The following is an 18,854-nucleotide window of genomic DNA, read 5'->3' as shown; positions in this document are numbered from 1 at the left end:
AAGGTTCTAGCAATCGCCCGCCCAAGGAAGGCAAGGCTTGTAGGTGATGCTAGGGAATTACTGCCACTGCCGATATTGAGTACACTGCCAAAATATAATCAAATCCGGACAACCTTGGATGACCTTGCATGGCCGAAATCCACGTCGATCAGTTTGAGTACGACACCCTGTCCCAGCCCGCCGTAGCGCTGATGCTGGAACCCCAGCGCAACGACAGCGAGTCTGCCGTACACAAGCACCGCAAGGGGCAACTGGTGGTGGCGTGTTGCGGTGGCATTGTGTGTACGGTGGAAGATGGCGTGTGGATGGTGCCGTCAGGGTTCGGCGTGTGGATTCCGGGGGGCGTCGCCCATAGCAACCGCGTGACAGCCAACGGGCAGGTGTGTTTTCTGTTCGTGGAGCCCGGCGCTGCATCGCTGCCGGATCGCTGCTGTACCTTGGCGCTGTCGCCATTGATCCTTGAGCTGATACTGCACCTGAGCGGCCAGGCTCAGGATTACCCGGCCGATTCACGCACTGCTCGATTGGCCCACGTACTGCTCGAAGCGCTTGAACTGGCCCCCACCGAACAACTCTACCTGCCTCTACCCGCCTCAAACCCGTTGCGTACCATCGCCCGAGCCCTGGCGCGAGATCCCGCCAACCGCGCCACCATGGCGAACTGGGCAAGCCACGTGGCCATGAGTGAACGCTCGCTGGCCCGCCTGGTAAAAGCCGAAACCGGCCTGACCTTCGGACAATGGCGCAAGCAATGGCAGATCATCGTCGCCCTGCAAAGCCTGGCCGAAGGGCAATCAGTGCAGAGAACCGCTGAAGCGCTCGGCTACGAGTCAGTCAGCTCGTTCATCACGATGTTTCGTAAAACCCTGGGCACCTCACCGGCCCGTTACCTGCGCAATACCGTGGGTCTTACCTAAGACTCCAGCGTCAGCGCAATTTTCAACCGCAGATCCTGTTCCGCAAATGGCTTATGCAACACCGGACAGCCCCTGAACTCTTCCGGCAGGCCACTGCCGCCGTAGCCCGTACTGAACAAAAACGGAATGTGGCGTGCGCGCAGAATCCGCGCCACTGGGAAGACATATTCTCCAGCCAGGTTCACGTCGAGGATCGCCAAGTCGACATCCACCACCCCTGCCACGTGTATCGCCTTGGCGAGTTGGGCCACGGAGGCGACTACGGTGCACTCCAGGTCTTCGAGCATTTCCTCGATCAACATGGCGATGGTGCCCTCGTCTTCAACCAGGAGCACTCTGGTGCCTGGGAACGTGGTCATATCTGGTTCTCAGCGAGCATAAACGAGAAGCGGCAGTGAACGCCCTCCGTATTCACTGGGTTCACGTGTGGTTGTGGGGGGCTGGTCAACATTCAACATACTTGATCCTCAATGCACTTGTGTTGAAAAACGCGACTGCTATTGCCGCCTTTCGCTCTTCCCTGAGTGTATGTACTGAAAAAGCATTCCACCTTGGATAAATTTCATTCACACGCAAGACCTTGCCTCGAACGCTGGAAGCGCTGAATGGGAACGAAACATGAAGCCTACCGCTCAGTATAGTGTTGCCTCTTCGAGTTTATCCGCCGACGTAGCATGAGGAGAGACTGTGTCCACTTCCAAGCTGACCTCGCGTGTTCTCAATACGCCGCGCCATACGACGCACTATGTAGAGATGGCGCCGGCAGATGGGCCATTGATGCTGTTCCTGCACGGTTGGCCGGAGCTCAGTCTGATCTGGCGCGCACAGATACAAGCATTCGCAGCACAAGGCTGGCACTGCGTTGCACCCGACATGCGCGGTTATGGTCGTTCTTCTGCACCCGCGCCCACGCAGGCGTACACCCTTGAAAACATCGTGGCCGACATGGCAGAACTTCACGACCATCTCGGCGGCAGGCCCGCCATTTGGGTAGGCCACGATTGGGGCAGCGTCGTGGCGGGTGAACTGGTCGCTCATGAGCCTCAGCGCAGTCGCGGTGTTGTATTGATTTCGGTCCCGTACTTCCCCGCCACTAACGCGCTGCCAACGCTCGTCCCACTGGTTGACCGCTCAATCTACCCGGCGGACACGTATCCGGACGGTCAATGGGATTATTACCGCTACTACAACACACACTTTGCGTGCGCTGTCGCTGACCTTGATGCGGATAAAGCCGCATCGCTGGCGTCGATTTATCGCCGAGGCGATCCGGCGAATATCGGCAAGATTGCAGCGAATGCCGAAGTGACCCGCAAAGGCGGGCGGTTCGGCCAAGCGCACCGGGCCCCCCTCACCCAGCCAGACCTTGCACTCTGGCCGCCGGCAGACTTCGCGCAATTGGTGCGCAGTTTCCAGGCGCAGGGTTTCCGCGCTCCCTGCGCCTGGTATTTAAACGACGATGCCAACATTGAATATGCGCACCGGGCGTTAAATGGCGGCCTCTTGTCATTGCCCGTACTGTTTGTGAACGGCGACTACGATCAGATGAACACCATCAAAGGTAATCAGCTGGGCGATCCAATGCGGGCGGCCTGCGTAGATCTCACCGTGGCAAGCCTACCCGGCGGTCATTGGTTGCCGGTGGAATGCAAGGTAGAACTCGTTGAAGCCATAAGCACCTGGCTACGCAAGCTCAATTTGGCCGCCCAGGGTGCTCCGTAATCGCCGCATAGATTTCAGATCTGTGAGCGGTAAACAACGCCGGTACATTCAAAAAAACCGCCATACGATCAGGTCCCACTCTTGACCTTGCTCCAGACCCGCGTGCGCACGCGCTCCAACTTCAACGGCAGCGACTCCAGCGCAAACAGCGTATCCAGCACTGCCTTGGAAGGATAAACCCCCGAATTATCGCGCACCTTCTCATCAACCAGCGCTTTGGCGTCCTTGTTGGCATTGGCATAGCTGAGGTAGTTGGACGACGCGGCAATCACCGGCGGGCGCAGCATGTAATCGATGAACGCCAAGCCCTGCTGGGGATTCGGTGCATCGTTGAGCAGTACCAGGTTTTCCACCCAGATCGGCGCGCCTTCCTTGGGAATGCTGTACTGGATCCGGCGACCATTACCGGCTGCGTCGGCCGCTTTGCGAGCGTCCATCACGCCACCCGCCCAGCCGACGACGGCGCAGATATCACCGTTGGCCAGATCGGTGATAAAGCGCGAGGAGTCGAAGTAGCGGATGTGTGGGCGAAGTTTCAACAGCAGGGCCTGGGCCTTCACATAGTCGTCCGGGTTCTGGCTGTTATAGGGCAGCCCCAGATAGTGCAAGACGATCGGGATGATTTCAGCGGGCGCATCCAGCATCGCCACGCCGCACTCGCCCAGCCTGGCGAGGTTTTCTTCCTTGAAAATCAGGTCCCAGGAATCTACCGGTGCGTTGTCACCCAGGAGCGCGTGGACTTTGGCGACGTCGTAACCGATGCCGGTGGTGCCCCATAGATAAGGCACGGCAAAACGATTACCGGGGTCATTGCTGCTGACCTTTGCCAGGATATCCGGATCCAGATGTGACAGGTTGGTCAGTTGCGAGCGATCCAGTTCCTTGAGTACACCGGCCTTGATCAGGTTCGGCAACAGGTCGCCGGTAGCGACTACCACGTCATAGCCGCTACGCCCGGCCATAAGTTTGCTTTGCATGACCTCGCTGTTGTCGAACACATCGTAGGCCGACTGAATGCCGGTCTGCGCCTGAAAATCCTTCAGCGTGGTGGGCGCGATGAAGTCATACCAGTTATAGATATTGACCTTCGGCTCCGCCGCTTGGGCGCAAGCCATTGCGCCGCTGACAATGGCAGCCAGCCCCCATTGCATGCATCGAATAGCGATCATCACGAACTCCTGGGCCGGCACCTGCGCGCCAGCTGATTATTGTTATGGAGGGTACAAACGCAGTCAGCGAATCAGCAGTTCACGGCGGCCATTGGGATGCTCGACAGTCTCGCCTTGCAGCAGCAGCCGACGATCATTGAGGTAGTGATAATCCCTGCGGGCCGCCTTGATTTGAGCAAGGTCCAGACTGATCGCATGACGGGTTTCTTCGCGCCCGGCTTCGTACAGCAGGCGACCAAACGGGTCGACCACGGCGCTTCCGCCAGCAAACACCAAGCCGTCATCGCCCTGCCCTGCGCGATTGACCATCACGCTGAACAGCTGATTTTCCTGGGCCCTGGCCATGATCGCGGTGCGATGAACCTGGCCGTAGGGGTCCATGTTGCCGTTGGTAACGATGATTAACTCGGCCCCCAACTGCGCCAGTGCCCGCGCCGTTTCCGGCAGCTCGATGTCGTAGCAGATCAGCAGGCCGACACGCACGCCGTTCAATAGCGTGGTGACAAAGCGATCACCCGGTGTAATGTCAGCGCGCTCGGAGGGCCACAAATGGGTTTTGCGATAGCGCAGGGCGATGCCCTCGGGTGTGATCAATACCGAGGTGTTGTAATAGACGCCCGCATCCCGTTCGACCAAGCCAATCACAACCGACACATTGCGTTGGCGCACCGCCTGTTGCACGGCTTGCAGTGTCGGCCCTTTCAGGGGCTCGGCGACGCTGGCCAACTGTTCGCCACCGACGAAGCCCATCAAATGGGTTTCCGGGAATACCAACAGGTCGGTATCCGCGTTGCAGTTGGCGATGGCCTCCAAGGTGCGTCCCAGGTTATAAGCGGTATCACCGTCGCGGCCGGCTAACTGCAAGAGTTCGATGTTCATGGCAGGTCCTTGGGCAAAATGGAAACCCGAATTTACCCGGGCCTTCAAATGAGTATGGGGTGCGGCGTAATGGGAAAAAATCACTTCAATGGGGTACCCCGCAATGGGTAGTGAAACCAATTTGACCTTGCAGGACGTGGCCTGGCATGACGCGGTCGGGCGGCTGATCGAAAACCTCGACCAACCGCACTTCTGGGCCTCCATGACGCGTTTGCTCGGGCGCTATGTGCCGGTGGACAGCTGGGTCGTGCTCATCTTCAACCCTGGCAGGCCACTGGTACTGGCTGAATCGCCTACGGAGGAAGGTGGCACCGACTCGCTGTTCCAAGACTACCTCAAGGGGCTTTACCTGCTCGATCCCTTTTACCTGGCCAATCGCGAATCACCGCGAAGTGGGCTGTTTCAACTGGACGACGTTGCCCCTGAGTGTTTTGAGCAGACCGATTATTACCAGCGCTACTTTCGCCTGAACGTGGTCGCCGATGAAATCCACCTCAATGTGCAACTCGATCCCCAGCGCACCCTGAGCCTGTCGTTGGGCAGCCGTTGCCGCTTCAGCCAGGAGCAACTGGCGCTGCTGCGATTGATCCAGCCATGGGTGGCCGGCCTGATGCGTCAGCGCTGCGTGTTTGAACAGGCTTCGAACAGCGCGCCGGCAGCAGAGCCGTCAACGGACTGGCAAGAGCGTCTGCTGTCACCGACGTTGCAGATCAGCTCGGCGTTGTCGACCCGTGAGGCCGAGGTGGCGCAACTGATGCTCAGTGGCTGCTCGAACAAAGAGATCGCCCGCAAGCTGGCGATCTCTGCCGAAACGGTCAAGGTGCATCGCAAGCACATGTACAACAAGCTGGGGATCAAATCCCAGTCCGAGCTGTTCCTGTTGTTTCTTCAGGCTCAGGAGTGAACCGGGGCCGTCCAACCCACTTTCGCCATCGCCGCCAGCAGTTGTTCAGGCTTGAGCGCCAGCGCTTGCCGGCCGCGGCCCTGAAGGTCGTTCGCCGCCAGCAAAGCATTGAGAATTGCTTCCTCGACGGCATCCGCTGCGGCAACGAATAATCCAGAGATATAGTCGTTATTGACCATCTGCAAGGCCGTGGTCGGCGGGCCGGATTGCCCGAGATTGGCAACCGGCAAGCCGCTATTGCCCACCGAAAACGCGATGAAGATGTCGCCGCTGTCGTCCTCGGTGCCGCCACCGACCCGCGCCAAGCCGATGCTCGCGCGCTGTGCCAGGCGCGTGCATTGATGGGGCAGCAAGGGCGCGTCGGTGGCGATGGTGATGACGATGGAACCCATGCCAGGCACACCGACATTCACCGGCCCGTCATAAGGCGAAGGGGTATCTTGCAATACGCTGCCCACCGGGTAACCCGCCACGCGCAAGGCGCTGCGTACGCCGTAGTTGGCCTGCACTAGTGCGCCCACGGTCCAGCCGCCCTCTTCTGCGCTCAGCACGCGAGACGACGTACCAATCCCACCTTTGAATTCATGGCAGATCATGCCGTTACCGCCGCCCACGCAGCCTTCCTGCACCGGGCCGCTGCGTGCATCCGCCAATGCCGCATGCACATGCTCGGCCGTGACGTGCTGGTCCCAGATATCACTCAAAATGCCGTCGTAGGTTTCCAGCACCACCGGCATGCACCAGTAGGTGTGCTGCTTGCCCATTTCACGCTCGGCGGCCACCAGTGCATCACGCACCACGCCAACGCTATGGGTGTTGGTGTAGGCAATGGGCGTGGTCAGCAAACCTGCTTCGCGAATCCACTCCAGACCGGTGGCGTCACCGTTGCCGTTGAGTACGTGAACGCCAGCGAAACACGGCGCCAGATGGGCCGCGACAGGGCGCGGCTCGATGATGGTCACGCCGGTATGCATCGAACCATCTGCGCCTTCGGCATTGAGCGTGTGGTGGCCGACGCGAACGCCGGGCACATCGGTGATGGCGTTGAACGCGCCAGGTGTGACCGTGCCAATGGTGATGCCCAGGTCTCGTAAGCGCATGTTTTTACTCTCAATAAGCCCGTGAAGAATTGGCTCAAGTCTAGGTAGTCTGCCAGCCGTTGACGATAACCCACAGTTGTTACCCCCGATGAGTTAGGTCGGCCCCGCTTTGAACGATGGCAAATGAAGCCCGGGGTTTCGGGCATGGTGCCAATCGCACCGGTCCGTATCATTTGCCAAGGAGTGCGGCTGACGACTTATCTGACGCACCACCACTTACAACTCAACAGCCCCATATACATGACTGAAACTTGCAGAAATACCACGCACGAGAAATCAAAAGATTCGAGCACAACGCCAAGATTGCACATCTACTCAACATCAATCATAAGATAGAAGAATCACTACTTCGCCTACAAACTTTCCAGGGTTAAGGGCTACCATGGAGCGGCGTACATAGCTTACGTCCAGGGTCTTTGAAAAATAGCCACCCTGGGATTGAACCAGCCCCAGGGAATAGAAAGTACCCATATTCATAACCGTCGAACCCTCGGCAATCTGTAGAGCAACTGAACCGATATTGCCGCCACCCGATGCAGGGCGGAGCGCTACATACTTGTCGGTTGCCGACCAGTCACTCATATCAACGAGAGCATATTTTACATTGTAAGCAGAAGCACCACCGTCGCACACGGCAGCAACCACCACCGGTGTTGTGCCGGCAATCGCGCCAACCACAGGAATATCAGCGAGTTTTATTTTAGGAAGTGCAATCGTCGTGGCGGACAGAAACAACTTGCACGTTGGACTTTTTGCAGTGACAACTGTTCCAGTTAGCGATGTAAATGCCGACCCTGTGTACACTGCATCCTTAGTAATGCCGGTACTCAGCAGCGTCTCGGCAGAGACATTATACGAACCCGAGTCCAACCTTTTTGTCGCTACCAAGCGGACCCTGACTTTAATTCCATATGTGCTGTATACAGGGGCATTGCCCTTATACTGAGTCAACTCAATGCCCTGATAAGGCAGCCACTGCCCATTGGTATCCGCCACCGCCATAATCAATGAAATACCCGGGACTGACGTATTGAGTAGCGCATAGGTTGTATTTTCAAAGGAAAACACACCGTTCACCGTCAGAGCACTGCTAGTCGTAACGGAGTACGGCCCGGAGCTCGTCAAAGTGCAAGTCATAAGCGTTGGAGTACTTGCTTCGTGCCAGCTCGACGAGATCATCCCCGGCTGGCCTGAATCATGAGCGAAGCTGACGGGTAACTTTAAACTCAAGCTAGTGTAAGTGCAGCTCGTATCCGCCTTGACTTGCCAGCCAAACATAATTAAAGCCAGACCGATACACAGTTGTAGAATTTTCAAGAGGAAGCTCCTTATTAAATTCTGCAGCCCTCAAGCGAACACAAAAAATTCATACAAGACCATTTCGTTTGGCCAGCTCAACCAGATCAATGAGATTGGCCACATTCAACTTGCGCTGCAAGCGGACTTTATAAGTACTGACGGCCTTGTGGCTAACCATCAATTGCCCGGCGACATCCTGATTACCCAAACCACAGGCCAATAGTTTAAGGGCCGTGATCTCGCGGTCTGACAACAGGCTCAGCTGTATACTTTCATGGGTGGCAGCCTCTGAGTTATCGCGCAGTATATGAATCGTATTGGCCGGAAAATAGTTATAACCCGATAGTACCGCTTTTACGGCTCCAATCAGTTCATCGAGATTATCGTCCTTGCATACAAACCCGTCGGCATCTGCTTGCAACGCCAGAATTGCAAAATTACGTGACTCACCAGAGGTCAGAATCAGCACCTTGCTGGAAACAACAATCAATTTCAGATTAGAGATGACCGACAAACCGCCCATTTCGGGAATACTTAAATCCAGTACGACAAGTTCAGGCAGTAATTTACGAATGACCTCCAGCGCGTTAACACCGCTATCGGCTTCAGCCAGGATGCTGTGCCCTTCCCCTCGAGCATTACCCTTACTGCCATGCGCATCAATGGATGATCGTCGACAACGACTATGTTACCCATTACTTTACCTTTCAAAGAGATGCCGATAACAAAACAAACTTGATACCCTGCCACCAAACATGCTGCACGGTGGAATATTGCATTCTCTTGCACTGTGTAAAAAGACAATAAAAAACCATCGGTCAAAGAGTTCGAAAAGTCTACCCGAATCAGCGACTGCTACCACCGCAGGAATCTTAGTAGCGCACCAGATATAACCATAATCGGCGTAGGATTAATCCTACTCATAATAATTCCAGATACTACCCGCAGACCTCCAGACATGAGCAGCTCATGCTGTAAACAGGCTGAAAGCCCAGCACCGTTGACGCTACATGCCCCACTGCGCCTTAACCCGGCCGTGCAGCATGCCGTGATCAACACCCTCTACACTGCTCAGTCCTGCCCCGTCGCCGAAGGCATGTTTGTGCCATTGCACGTACTCAAAAGCCAGGGCATAAAGGCCGCCACCGCTATCCGCGCCCTGCGTGAGGTGTCGATGCTGATTCGCTCGACGCAGCACCAAACGCCCACTCATACGCGCGAAGTCGATGGCCATACCACCACTGGTGTGATTCTCGACCCACGGCCTATCGCGGGATTGACGCCGATGACCCCAGCGCAAGCGGGCTCATGACATGTTGCGTCCCTATGAAATGCCCTGGCGTCGCGCCTATGAACTGTACGCGGCCATGGCCTGGGGCGGCGCACTGCTGTGACTGCTGGGAGCCCATCTGGCGGGCGTTTTAACCGCCCCCCTGGCCTGGCCGCTCAGTGCGGTCGCTCTGCTCATGGCCGTGTGCCAGGCGTGTGCATTGATGGGGCAGCAAGGGCGCATCGGTGGCGATGGTGATCACGATAGAACCCATGCCAGGTACGCCGACATTAACCGACCCGTCATAAGGCGAAGACGTGTCTTGCAATACGCTGTCCACCGGGTAACGCGTAAGGCGCTGCGCACTCCGTAGCTGGCCTGCACCAATGCGCCCACCGTCCGGCCGCCCTCTTCGGCGCTCAGCACGCGAGACGATGTAACAATCCCACTAGTGCATCACGCACCACACCAACGCTATGGGTGTTGGTGTAGGCGATTGGGGTGGTCAGCAAACCTGCTTCGCGAATCCACTCCAGACCGGTGGCGTCACCGTTGCCGTTGAGTACGTGAACGCCAACGAAACACGGCGCCAAATGGGCCGCGACCGGGCGCGGCTCGATGATGGACGTACGATTTATCGCAGCACCCATACGACAGCGACCTCCCCATCGTCAGTAACGTCCTTGGGTCGCCGGGCTTCATCTTATTTTTTCTTGCGCTCGACCTTCTTAGCATAGGCGGATGAAATCAACGCCCGGCACGCTCGGCTTCCACGCCTGTATAACGACCACCCTGTATGTAACGACACTATGGCTGTTTACGGCGATTCAGGTCGCGCGAGCGGCCAGCTCGATCGATACCGTCACCAGCACTCAACGCCTGCAAGACCTCCAACTGAAAAGCTTGCAATCCCAGGCACTTGGAACCCCGGATGCACTGACCGCAACGCCCCTGCCCTTCGCCAATGCGCTGAAGCTGCCGGAAGAATCACCCTGTTTCGTTATCCGCACGGTGGAGTGGAAAGGTGCAGATGATTTCGACTGGCTGGAGCGCGCGCCGGCGATCCTGGGGCAATGTGTGGGCGGTGAAGGGTTGACGATTTATCGTCGCTGGGTAGCGGCGCAACTGATGGCGAGCGGATACATCACCACCCAGGTGCTGATACCGGCTCAAGACCTGAGTAGCGGGCACTTGATCGTCCAACTTATCCCTGGGCGCATGGGCAAGATTGATCAGCCACCGGCATCGCTTGGCTGGCCAGGCATGGCCTTTCCCGCAGCAAAAGGCGAACTGTTGAACGTGCGGGACCTGGATCAGGCACTGGAAAATGTGCGCCGCCTGCCAGGCCAGGCGACAACGGCGTTGAATCTGATTCCGGGCGCTGACCTGGGTGAAAGCGATGTGATCATCCAGCAAGCACCGCAGGCGCGCCGGGTGTTTGGCTTGCTGACTGCCGATAACAGTGGTATCGACGCCACGGGCCGTCACCAGCTCGGTGGGATTGTCGCCGTCGATTCTCCGACCGGGCTTTACGACCAACTGCTGCTGACCTACAGCACCGACACAGACTTCAATAACCACACCCGTGGGTCTTCGGCTAAAAGCCTGGCCTGGAACGTACCCGCAGGCTATGCCCTGCTGTCGTTCGGTGCCAGCGAGTGGACCAGCAAGCAAGCCTTATTCAAAGACCCCGGCGGACGAAGCATTACATTCAGCTCCCGCACCCGACGTATAGATGCCGGGCTGGACTACGTGGTGAGTCGCTCCAATCGCAGCAAAAGTGTGCTCAACGCTCGCCTGGTCAATCGTGAGGATCGCGCCTGGGTAGCCTCGACCGAACTGCAGCAATTGCACCGGCAGATCACCAGCTATGAACTTGGCCTGACCCACCGAGCAAACCTGCGCTTTGGCAAGTCAACGGTGCAGGCTGGTGTGCGCGGCTCACTGCCCGGACTCAGCAAAACGCCCGGCGCGCTCTATGAGCAACAGGACTGGAACGGTCGCTATCACCTGTTCACTGCCAAGGCGGCGTTTGAGATTCCGTTTGACCTGGGCGCAATGCGTTTGGGCTATCGCAACGCGCTGGTCTACCAATATGCGCCGGTGCCGGTGCCGTCGACCGAATACATGCAGATCGGCGGGCGCTACAGCGTGCGCGGCTTTGACGGTAACACCACCCTCGCCGGCCCCACTGGCTGGACCCTGCGCAATGAGCTGTCCATCCCCACCTTCAGTGGCAGCCAGGCGTATGCGGCATTCGATGCCGGTGCGGTGTCGCCGGTGGGCGGCCAGCGGCGAGGTCGGCAGCCATTGATCGGCGCAGCTGTGGGCTTGCGTGGCAATGTCAGTCGCTTTGGTTACGACCTGGCCCTGGGCATGCCGATCAAAAGCACCGACGAGATGAACACCGCCACGCCCACCGTCGATTTCTCTCTGAGCAGCCGTTTCTAGGCGAACGCTTTTTCCCAGGGATGGGAATCCGAGTGCCACCCAGTGCGCTCACCCGGCGCCCGCAGTCACAGCTGCGGGACGCCTCTTTAACCTTCAACTCTCGAGGTCTTGTATGAACCCAATGATCCAACCCACTCGGCGCCCATCCAAGCGCACGCTGCTGGCCCTCGCATTAATGGGCAGCCTGCCGCTGTTGCAACACAATGCCCAAGCGCAACCCGCACTGACGCTGGACCCAAGCGCAGCCCAAAACGCCGCGTTGTCGCAGATCAACGACACGCCCGTGGTCAACATCGTCGCTGCGAACGCCGCAGGTGTGTCCCACAACCGCTTCACCGAGTTCAATGTCGGCGCTGCCGGGCTGATCCTCAACAACAGCACCGCAGGCGCCCAAACCACCCTGGGCGGCGCCATTGCCGCTAATAGCCTGCTCAACGGGACCTCCGCCAGCGTCATTCTCAATGAAGTCACCGGTAAAACCGCCTCAAGTCTCAATGGCATGATTGAAGTTGCGGGGCCGAGCGCTCGTGTAATCATCGCCAACCCCAATGGCATCACCGCCAGCCGCGCTGGCTTTATCAACGCCAATCGCGTGTCGTTGGTAGCGGGCACGGCGGTATTGGACGCCAACGGCCAAGTAGCTCGATTGCAAACCGACCACGGCCAGATCCGCGTGGAAGGTGCCGGCCTTGATGCGTCCGGTGCCAATGAGGTCGACCTGGTCGCACGCACCCTGCAGATCAATGCGCAGCTGCAAGCCAAAAAGCTCAACGCCGTGGCCTTGAAAGGCGAAGTCGACGCGATGGACCCAACCACTGTTCTCAAGCACCTTGGCGCCGATGGCAAAGCCGATATCGCCATCGACGTGGCCCAATTGGGCAGCATGCACGCCGACTCGATCCGTCTGCTCGGCAAGTCGGCCGGCGTAGGCGTGAACGTTCAAGGCAACGTCAAGGCCCTGACCGGCGACTTGAAGGTCACCGCCGATGGCAAGGTACAGATCGCTTCAACGGGCGTGTTGGACGCCAAGCAGGCGCTGTCGATCGCTGGCGATCTGAACAATCAGGGCGTGCTGCGTAATGGTGGCCCTTTGAGTTTGGTCGGCAACATCAATATCCAGGGACCGATTCACTTCGGCGGCACGGCTGGGTCGGTTAACAATCTCAAGCCTGGCACTATTGTGACGGGCGGAGCCGCCGCCACAGGCGCTCAAAATGGTACGGGTGTGGTGATCAATCGACCGATCGCTTCGCGCCCGTCCTATGTCGTCGCGCCGCCTGTATGGAGCAAGCCGGTGGTGAGCTACCCAGCGTTCAACTGGAGCGCCTATCCGTCGTTCGCCTTTAACACTGCGACAAGCCTGAAACAACCGACCCGCATCCTCCCGCAACCACGCTACTGGTAAACCGCTCCAGCCGGGCGCGGTGGTCCACACCCGCCCGGTCACATCTCAAGCGTTGCTGCCTGGACGATGACGAATGAAGCCTGGGGTTTCGGGCATGGTGCCAATCGCACCGGTCCGTATCATTTGCCAATGGGCAAAGCCCTCTAAACCGCATTCACATCCCGCTTGCAAACATTCACTCGGCAAAAGCCCTGAGCGCTGGGCTGGGAGACACATGTCCGTCGATATCACTAAACACAGCTCAAAAGGCTTGTTGTTTTTTCTCGCGCTGTCACTGACCGCAGCGCTCATGAACAGCAGCGCACCCACGCCGCTGTACCCGTTTTACCAAGAACATCTGCAGATCAACGCTGTGGACCTGACCTTTATATTCGGCGCCTACGGTGCCGGTGTTTTGCTGGCTTTGATCACCCTGGCGCGCATCGCCGGCCATGTCAAAGACCAGCGTTTTTTGCTGCTCCCAGCCATTGCACTGGTGCTGATCGGCGCCTGGTTGTGCGCCGAATGCGATTCGTTGTGGGCCCTATGTGCGGCCCGCGCCATCTCGGGGCTTGGTGCGGGAATCATGACCACTGCCGTGAACGTAACGCTGGTACGGTTCGGCCCGCTCGACAACGGCAAGCTGGCGGCGACGCTGGCCACCTTGGCAATGATCCTGGGGTTGGCTTTCGGCCCGGTACTCAGCGGCGTGGCGTTGCAACTGAACCTGTACCCGGCCAGCCTGCCCTTTTGGTTAATCATGACACTGGTGACTGTCGCCGCCGTTGGCGTATTGCTGCTCTGGCCGCGTAACGCCACCCAGGCGGACAGCCGCGTCCACCACGACCAATCGTCGTTACGCGAAGGCCTGCGGGGTATCGGTCGGCCCTTCCACTTGTGCGCGTGGTCGGTGTTTTTCAGCTGGTCGTTCACGGCCTGCGTTTTCGTGATTGGCCCTGGCGCTGCCGAACAGCAACTGGGCTTGAATGACCGTGGGATGTTTGGCTACAGCATGGCGGTATACCTGTTGATCGCCGGGGCCAGCCAGCTGTATTGCAAACGCCTGGATGCAGCGCGTGCATTGCGTTCCGGGCTGCTCGCCCAGTGTGCGGCCTTCCTGCTCCTGCTGACGGCCTTCTCGGTCCATTCACTGACGCTCGCGGCGCTGGCCCTGGTAATCGGCGGCTATGCCTACGGGGCCATTTTTGTCGGCAGTGCGCGTCTGATCAATCAGCTGGCTCCCGCCAACTGCCACGCCAAGTTAGTGGCGTATTTCTATATGACCATCTACCTGTTCAACGCTGTGCCTATTCCGCTTGGGCTACTGGTGGATTCGATGGGGCTTGCCCCGAGCGTGCTCGCCGCCTTGGTCTTTTTTCTGGGGCTCGGTGCCGTGCTGGCGATTCTCGCTGCACGGGTCCGACTCCCTCATGCGCATCAACCAACCGGTTGAGCGCTCGTCACCGTTGAATCCTCAGGGTTCTTAATTTTTTGCCTTACGTCAGTACCGGAATCATGAATAAAAAACTTAAAGTGTGCGTCACGATTGCTGCGGTGCTCGCCATTGGCGGCGCCGTCGGCCTGTACCGGCAGTCCACCTCTGCCCAACCTACCCAAACGTCGGCCGGAACGGCTGCGCCGGCCATCCAGGTGGCCGTCGCCACCGCCACGCAAGCCGATATGCCCAACACTCTGGCGGGCATCGGCGAACTGGAAGCCACCCGCCAAGTCATGGTCACCGCCGAAAGCGGCGGCCTGGTACGTTCCATTGCATTCCAACCCGGCGAGCGGGTGAAAGCCGGGCAAACCCTGGTGCAGCTCAACGATGCGCCGGAACAAGGCGAACTGGCCAGGCTTCAGGCCCAGGCCGCCAACGCCAAGGCCCAGTTACTGCGAACCCAGCGTTTGCTGCCTCAGCAGGCGGCGACGCAAGAGGAACTGGATCAAGTGCAGTCCGCCTACTCCCAGGCGCAGGCCGATATCGTGCGGATCAAGGCGCTGATCGATCAAAAACGCATCAAGGCGCCCTTCACCGGCGTGCTGGGTGTGCGCAAGGTCAACCTGGGTCAGTTCGTGCAGGCCGGCGATGCCATGGTGTCGCTGACCGACGCACAGACGCTGTACGCCAATATCACCCTGCCCGAACGTGCCCTCGCACAGCTCAAAACGGGCCAGGAGATGAGCGTCAGCGTAGATGCGTACCCGCAGCGCTTGTTCAAGGGCCACGTCAGTACCCTCGAACCGCGTATCGACCCTGGCACCCGCACGGTGCTGGTCCAGGCCACGGTTCCGAATCCGGACAACCTGTTGTCACCCGGCATGTACGCCAATGGCGAAGTCCATCTGCCAGCCAAAAAAGACGTGATCAGCGTGCCTGAAACAGCCGTGAGCTACAGCGCCTACGGTGACTTTGTCTACGTGGTCGAGGGCGCTGATACGCAGCTGACCAACACCGTACGCCAGGTCTACGTGAAGACCGGCGAGCGCTCGGACGGCCGGGTCGTGCTGCTTGACGGCGTAAAGGCCGGTGATCGCGTGGTCACCTCCGGGCAGTTGCGCTTGAGCAGCGGCGCCCTGGTACGCATCGCGCTCAAGGACACCGTCGGGCTCGATCAGGCCGCAAGCCGCTGATACACCAAGGATCTGAAAAATGAAATTCACCGACTTGTTCGTGCGGCGCCCGGTGTTGGCGCTGGTGGTCAGCACCCTGATTTTATTGATGGGGCTGCTGGCCATAAACAACCTGCCGATTCGTCAGTACCCGCTGACGGAAAGCTCCACGCTGACGATCACCACCCAGTACCCCGGTGCTTCGCCGCAACTGATGCAGGGTTTCGTCACCCAGGCCATCGCGCAATCGGTCGCCACCGTGGAAGACGTCGATTACATGAGTTCGACGTCGACCCAGGGCAAAAGCGTGATCACTGTGCGCATGAAGCTCAACGCCGACTCCAACAAGGCCATGACCCAGGTGATGGCCAAGGTCAACGAGGTCAAATACCGCTTGCCGGAGCAGGCTTACGACCCGGTGATTGTGAAATCCTCCGGTGAAGCCACGGCCGTGGCCTATGTGGGTTTTTCCAGCCCGACCCTGTCCACTGCTGCACTCTCGGACTACTTGCAGCGCGTGGTGCAACCGCAACTGTCTTCCATCGAAGGGGTCGGCAGCATTGACCTCAACGGCGGGCAGAAAATGGCCATGCGTATCTGGCTGGATGCCAATCGCATGGCCGCCCACGGGATTTCCGGCAGCGATGTGGCCCAGGCCCTGTTGAATAACAACGTGCAGGCTGCGCCCGGCCAGGCCAAGGGTTTGTATGTGGTGTCGGACATTCAGATCAACACCGACCTGGTCGATGTCGCCGAGTTTCGCCAGTTGGTGGTCAAGTCCAGCGCTGCCGGTGTGGTGCACCTGAACGATATCGCCACGGTGGAACTGGGCGCGGCGTCGACCGACACCAGCGCCACCATGGACGGTGTGCAAGCGGTGTTTTTCGGTTTGAATGCCGCACCCAATGCCAACCCTCTGGTGATCGTCAAGAAACTCAACGAACTGCTGCCGGGCATCCGCGCCAACCTGCCGCCGGACGTGAAAGTCGCTGTGCCGTTTGAGCTGGCACGTTTTATCAGCGCATCGATTGATGAAGTACTCGGTACGCTGGGCGAAGCCATCGCCATCGTGGTACTGGTGATTTTCTTGAGCCTCGGCTCGGCGCGGGCGGTGATCATTCCGGTGGTCACCATTCCCCTCTCGATGCTGGGTGCAGCCGCGTTCATGTCGATGTTCGGGTTCAGTATTAACTTGCTGACCTTGCTGGCGATGGTGTTGGCCATCGGCCTGGTGGTGGATGACGCGATCATTGTGGTGGAGAACGTTCATCGTCATATCGAAGAAGGCAAGTCTCCCACTTATGCAGCCCTGCTGGGCGCACGTGAGGTGGCAGCGCCGGTGATTGCGATGACCCTGACACTGGCGGCGGTGTATGCCCCCATCGGCCTCATGGGCGGGCTGACCGGCTCGCTGTTCAAGGAGTTCGCCTTCACCTTGGCCGGCTCGGTGGTGGTCTCGGGCATTATCGCGCTGACGCTGTCGCCGGTCATGAGCTCACTGCTGCTCAATAGCCAGATGAACGAAGGCTGGATGGCGCGCAAGGCCGAGGGCTTCTTCCATCGCCTCGGCAGCGCTTACGGCCGCGTGCTGGATCTGTCGCTGCATCACCGTTGGGTCACGTTCACGATTGCGGTCATTGTGTTGATCAGCGTGCCGTGGCTGTACAGCCGTGCCCAAACCGAACTGGCGCCCACCGAAGACCAGTCCACCGTCCTGACCGCAATCAAGTCACCACAGAACGCCAACATTGATTACGTCGAGAAGTTCGGCAAGCAATGGAACGACGTCATGGTGACCTTGCCGGAGCAGAGCAACCTGTGGTTGATCAACGGCAGCAACGGCGTATCCAACAGCATCGGCGGGGTCAACTTCGTCGATTGGGAAAAACGCGAGCGCAACGCCGACCAGATCCAGGGCGATATGCAAAGTCGCGCCAACACCATCGAGGGCAGCAACGTCTTTGCCTTCCAGTTGCCTTCACTGCCGGGCTCGACCGGTGGCCTGCCGGTACAGATGGTGATCAAGAGCGCCGGTGACTACAGCGTGGTCTATGAGGCGATGGAAGCACTCAAGCACGCTGCACGTGAAAGCGGCTTGTTCATGGTGGTCGACAGTGACCTGGACTACAACAACTCGGTGATCAAGATCAAAGTCGATCGTACCAAGGCCAATAGCCTGGGCGTGACCATGAAGGATCTGGGCGACACCCTGGCGGTGCTGGTGGGCGAAAACTACGTCAACCGCTTTGCCATGGACGGCCGCTCCTACGATGTGATCCCGCAGAGCCTGCGCGGCGAGCGGCTGACGCCGGAAGCGCTGTCGCGCTTTTATGTGACCAGCGCCAGCGGTGGGCAAGTACCGCTGTCCAACCTGGTCAGCGTCTCGACCGGCGTTGAGCCCAATCAACTGACCCAGTTCGACCAGCTCAACTCGGCGATCTTCCAGGCGATCCCCAACCCAGGCGTGGCCATGGGCGACGCGGTGAAGTTTCTGGAAGCGCGGGCCAAATTGCTGCCACCTGGCTTCACCTATGACTGGCTCTCGGATGCACGCCAATACCATCAGGAAAGCGGCGCGCTGGTCATGGCGTTCCTGTTCGCAATCATCGTGATCTACCTGGTACTCGCTGCGCAGTATGAAAGCCTGCGTGACCCGTTGATCATTCTGATCAGCGTGCCGATGTCGATCTGCGGCGCCTTAATACCGCTGGCCCTGGGCATGGCGACCATCAATATCTACACGCAGATCGGCCTGGTGACCCTGATCGGACTGATCAGCAAGCACGGCATCCTGATGGTGGAGTTCGCCAATGAGATGCAGGTCAAGCAGGGCCTGGATCGTCGCGAGGCGATTCTGCACTCGGCGAAGATGCGCTTGCGGCCGATCCTGATGACCACGGCGGCGATGGTGGCGGGCTTGATTCCCCTACTGTTCGCCTCCGGTGCTGGCGCCCACAGCCGTTATGACCTTGGCCTGGTGATCGTGGTGGGCATGTTGGTGGGTACGCTGTTCACTTTGCTGGTTTTGCCGACCATGTATTCGTTCATTGCCGTCGACCATCGTATGGCGGCCACCACACCCCGCGCCCGTGCGCTGGCCGCTGCCGATGCAGCCGACGCCGCCACGGCCCATACGGTGTAAGGAGACA

The 18,854-nt window shown here is 58.8% G+C and carries 15 protein-coding genes and 1 pseudogene; 9 read left to right on the top strand and 7 right to left on the bottom strand.

The features are described 5' to 3' along the window. Positions 1-128: 128 nt before the first annotated feature. Positions 129-917, top strand: coding sequence for a helix-turn-helix transcriptional regulator (locus IH404_RS11635; RefSeq protein WP_005787352.1), 789 nt, complete (start codon positions 129-131; stop codon positions 915-917). On the opposite strand, the gene IH404_RS11630 is transcribed toward IH404_RS11635, so the two are convergent. Then, entirely contained in the window at positions 914-1,276 is a 363-nt protein-coding gene (locus IH404_RS11630) for a response regulator (RefSeq protein ID WP_005787350.1), read from the bottom strand. The genes IH404_RS11635 and IH404_RS11630 overlap by 4 nt on opposite strands. Positions 1,277-1,604: 328 nt before the next feature. Between IH404_RS11630 and IH404_RS11625 the strand changes: the two genes are divergently transcribed. Further along, on the top strand, positions 1,605-2,639 hold the full coding sequence (locus IH404_RS11625) for an alpha/beta hydrolase (protein WP_194440455.1): 1,035 nt from the start codon (positions 1,605-1,607) through the stop codon (positions 2,637-2,639). Positions 2,640-2,707: 68 nt separating this feature from the next. Here the strand turns inward: IH404_RS11625 and IH404_RS11620 are convergent, their stop codons facing one another. Both IH404_RS11620 and IH404_RS11615 read right to left on the bottom strand, forming a co-directional pair. Then, positions 2,708-3,808 carry a polyamine ABC transporter substrate-binding protein gene (locus tag IH404_RS11620; RefSeq protein ID WP_194440454.1) on the bottom strand — a complete coding sequence of 367 codons (1,101 nt, stop codon included), beginning with the start codon at positions 3,806-3,808 and terminating at the stop codon, positions 2,708-2,710. A 63-nt stretch (positions 3,809-3,871) separates the two neighbouring features. Beyond that, a complete protein-coding gene (locus tag IH404_RS11615) occupies positions 3,872-4,687 on the bottom strand; it encodes a carbon-nitrogen hydrolase family protein (protein WP_194440453.1) in 816 nt (271 codons plus the stop codon). Between the two features lie 103 nt (positions 4,688-4,790). Here IH404_RS11615 and IH404_RS11610 point away from each other — a divergent pair, with 103 nt between their 5' ends. Then, positions 4,791-5,591 (top strand): helix-turn-helix transcriptional regulator, encoded by an 801-nt coding sequence (locus tag IH404_RS11610; protein WP_057704062.1) that lies wholly within the window; start codon positions 4,791-4,793, stop codon positions 5,589-5,591. On the opposite strand, the gene IH404_RS11605 is transcribed toward IH404_RS11610, so the two are convergent. The 3 genes from IH404_RS11605 to IH404_RS11595 form a co-directional block, all read right to left on the bottom strand. Then, positions 5,582-6,691, bottom strand: a complete 1,110-nt coding sequence (locus IH404_RS11605) for a P1 family peptidase (protein WP_057704061.1) — start codon at positions 6,689-6,691, stop codon at positions 5,582-5,584. The two genes, IH404_RS11610 and IH404_RS11605, sit on opposite strands and share 10 nt — an antisense overlap. Before the next feature lie 321 nt (positions 6,692-7,012). After that, on the bottom strand, positions 7,013-8,008 hold the full coding sequence (locus IH404_RS27840) for a fimbrial protein (protein ID WP_057704060.1): 996 nt from the start codon (positions 8,006-8,008) through the stop codon (positions 7,013-7,015). A gap of 49 nt (positions 8,009-8,057) precedes the next feature. Further along, positions 8,058-8,564, bottom strand: coding sequence for a response regulator transcription factor (locus IH404_RS11595; protein WP_242462669.1), 507 nt, complete (start codon positions 8,562-8,564; stop codon positions 8,058-8,060). A gap of 384 nt (positions 8,565-8,948) precedes the next feature. On the opposite strand from IH404_RS11595, the gene IH404_RS11590 reads away from it, so the two are divergent. Continuing rightward, the gene (locus IH404_RS11590) at positions 8,949-9,302 is read left to right on the top strand and encodes a hypothetical protein (RefSeq protein ID WP_005787330.1); all 354 of its coding nucleotides are present in this window, start codon (positions 8,949-8,951) and stop codon (positions 9,300-9,302) included. A 163-nt stretch (positions 9,303-9,465) separates the two neighbouring features. On the opposite strand, the pseudogene IH404_RS27715 reads toward IH404_RS11590, so the two are convergent. Then, a pseudogene (locus tag IH404_RS27715) lies at positions 9,466-9,886 on the bottom strand (P1 family peptidase); the annotation flags it as partial. Positions 9,887-10,001: 115 nt separating this feature from the next. Here IH404_RS27715 and IH404_RS11575 point away from each other — a divergent pair. The 5 genes from IH404_RS11575 (at position 10,002) to IH404_RS11555 (ending at position 18,847) form a co-directional block, all read left to right on the top strand. Further along, positions 10,002-11,711: a ShlB/FhaC/HecB family hemolysin secretion/activation protein gene (locus IH404_RS11575; RefSeq protein WP_194440451.1), complete on the top strand. Its 1,710-nt coding sequence runs from the start codon at positions 10,002-10,004 to the stop codon at positions 11,709-11,711. A gap of 112 nt (positions 11,712-11,823) precedes the next feature. Then, complete coding sequence (locus IH404_RS11570; RefSeq protein ID WP_122735707.1) at positions 11,824-13,116, top strand: filamentous hemagglutinin N-terminal domain-containing protein; 1,293 nt, start codon at positions 11,824-11,826, stop codon at positions 13,114-13,116. Between the two features lie 214 nt (positions 13,117-13,330). Further along, positions 13,331-14,548 (top strand): MFS transporter, encoded by a 1,218-nt coding sequence (locus tag IH404_RS11565; RefSeq protein WP_194440450.1) that lies wholly within the window; start codon positions 13,331-13,333, stop codon positions 14,546-14,548. A 62-nt stretch (positions 14,549-14,610) separates the two neighbouring features. After that, a complete protein-coding gene (locus IH404_RS11560) occupies positions 14,611-15,726 on the top strand; it encodes an efflux RND transporter periplasmic adaptor subunit (RefSeq protein ID WP_122735711.1) in 1,116 nt (371 codons plus the stop codon). Positions 15,727-15,745: 19 nt separating this feature from the next. After that, on the top strand, positions 15,746-18,847 hold the full coding sequence (locus IH404_RS11555; RefSeq protein ID WP_194440449.1) for a MexW/MexI family multidrug efflux RND transporter permease subunit: 3,102 nt from the start codon (positions 15,746-15,748) through the stop codon (positions 18,845-18,847). Positions 18,848-18,854 lie beyond the last annotated feature (7 nt).

It is taken from the genome of Pseudomonas sp. OST1909, from assembly GCF_015277575.1.
GTDB classification, from domain to species: domain Bacteria; phylum Pseudomonadota; class Gammaproteobacteria; order Pseudomonadales; family Pseudomonadaceae; genus Aquipseudomonas; species Aquipseudomonas synxantha_A.
Note: the sequence above shows the minus strand (reverse complement) of the source record. Positions and strands in the feature narration are given on the sequence as shown.

What these genes read in the sequence shown, in the direction of transcription:
- IH404_RS11635 (WP_005787352.1), top strand. Translation starts at nt 129, where the DNA reads ATGGCCGAAATCCACGTCGATCAGTTTGAGTACGACACCCTGTCCCAG.
- IH404_RS11630 (WP_005787350.1), bottom strand. Translation starts at nt 1,276, where the DNA reads ATGACCACGTTCCCAGGCACCAGAGTGCTCCTGGTTGAAGACGAGGGC.
- IH404_RS11620 (WP_194440454.1), bottom strand. Translation starts at nt 3,808, where the DNA reads ATGATCGCTATTCGATGCATGCAATGGGGGCTGGCTGCCATTGTCAGC.
- IH404_RS11615 (WP_194440453.1), bottom strand. Translation starts at nt 4,687, where the DNA reads ATGAACATCGAACTCTTGCAGTTAGCCGGCCGCGACGGTGATACCGCT.
- IH404_RS11610 (WP_057704062.1), top strand. Translation starts at nt 4,791, where the DNA reads ATGGGTAGTGAAACCAATTTGACCTTGCAGGACGTGGCCTGGCATGAC.
- IH404_RS11605 (WP_057704061.1), bottom strand. Translation starts at nt 6,691, where the DNA reads ATGCGCTTACGAGACCTGGGCATCACCATTGGCACGGTCACACCTGGC.
- IH404_RS11590 (WP_005787330.1), top strand. Translation starts at nt 8,949, where the DNA reads ATGAGCAGCTCATGCTGTAAACAGGCTGAAAGCCCAGCACCGTTGACG.
- IH404_RS11575 (WP_194440451.1), top strand. Translation starts at nt 10,002, where the DNA reads ATGAAATCAACGCCCGGCACGCTCGGCTTCCACGCCTGTATAACGACC.
- IH404_RS11570 (WP_122735707.1), top strand. Translation starts at nt 11,824, where the DNA reads ATGAACCCAATGATCCAACCCACTCGGCGCCCATCCAAGCGCACGCTG.
- IH404_RS11565 (WP_194440450.1), top strand. Translation starts at nt 13,331, where the DNA reads ATGTCCGTCGATATCACTAAACACAGCTCAAAAGGCTTGTTGTTTTTT.
- IH404_RS11560 (WP_122735711.1), top strand. Translation starts at nt 14,611, where the DNA reads ATGAATAAAAAACTTAAAGTGTGCGTCACGATTGCTGCGGTGCTCGCC.
- IH404_RS11555 (WP_194440449.1), top strand. Translation starts at nt 15,746, where the DNA reads ATGAAATTCACCGACTTGTTCGTGCGGCGCCCGGTGTTGGCGCTGGTG.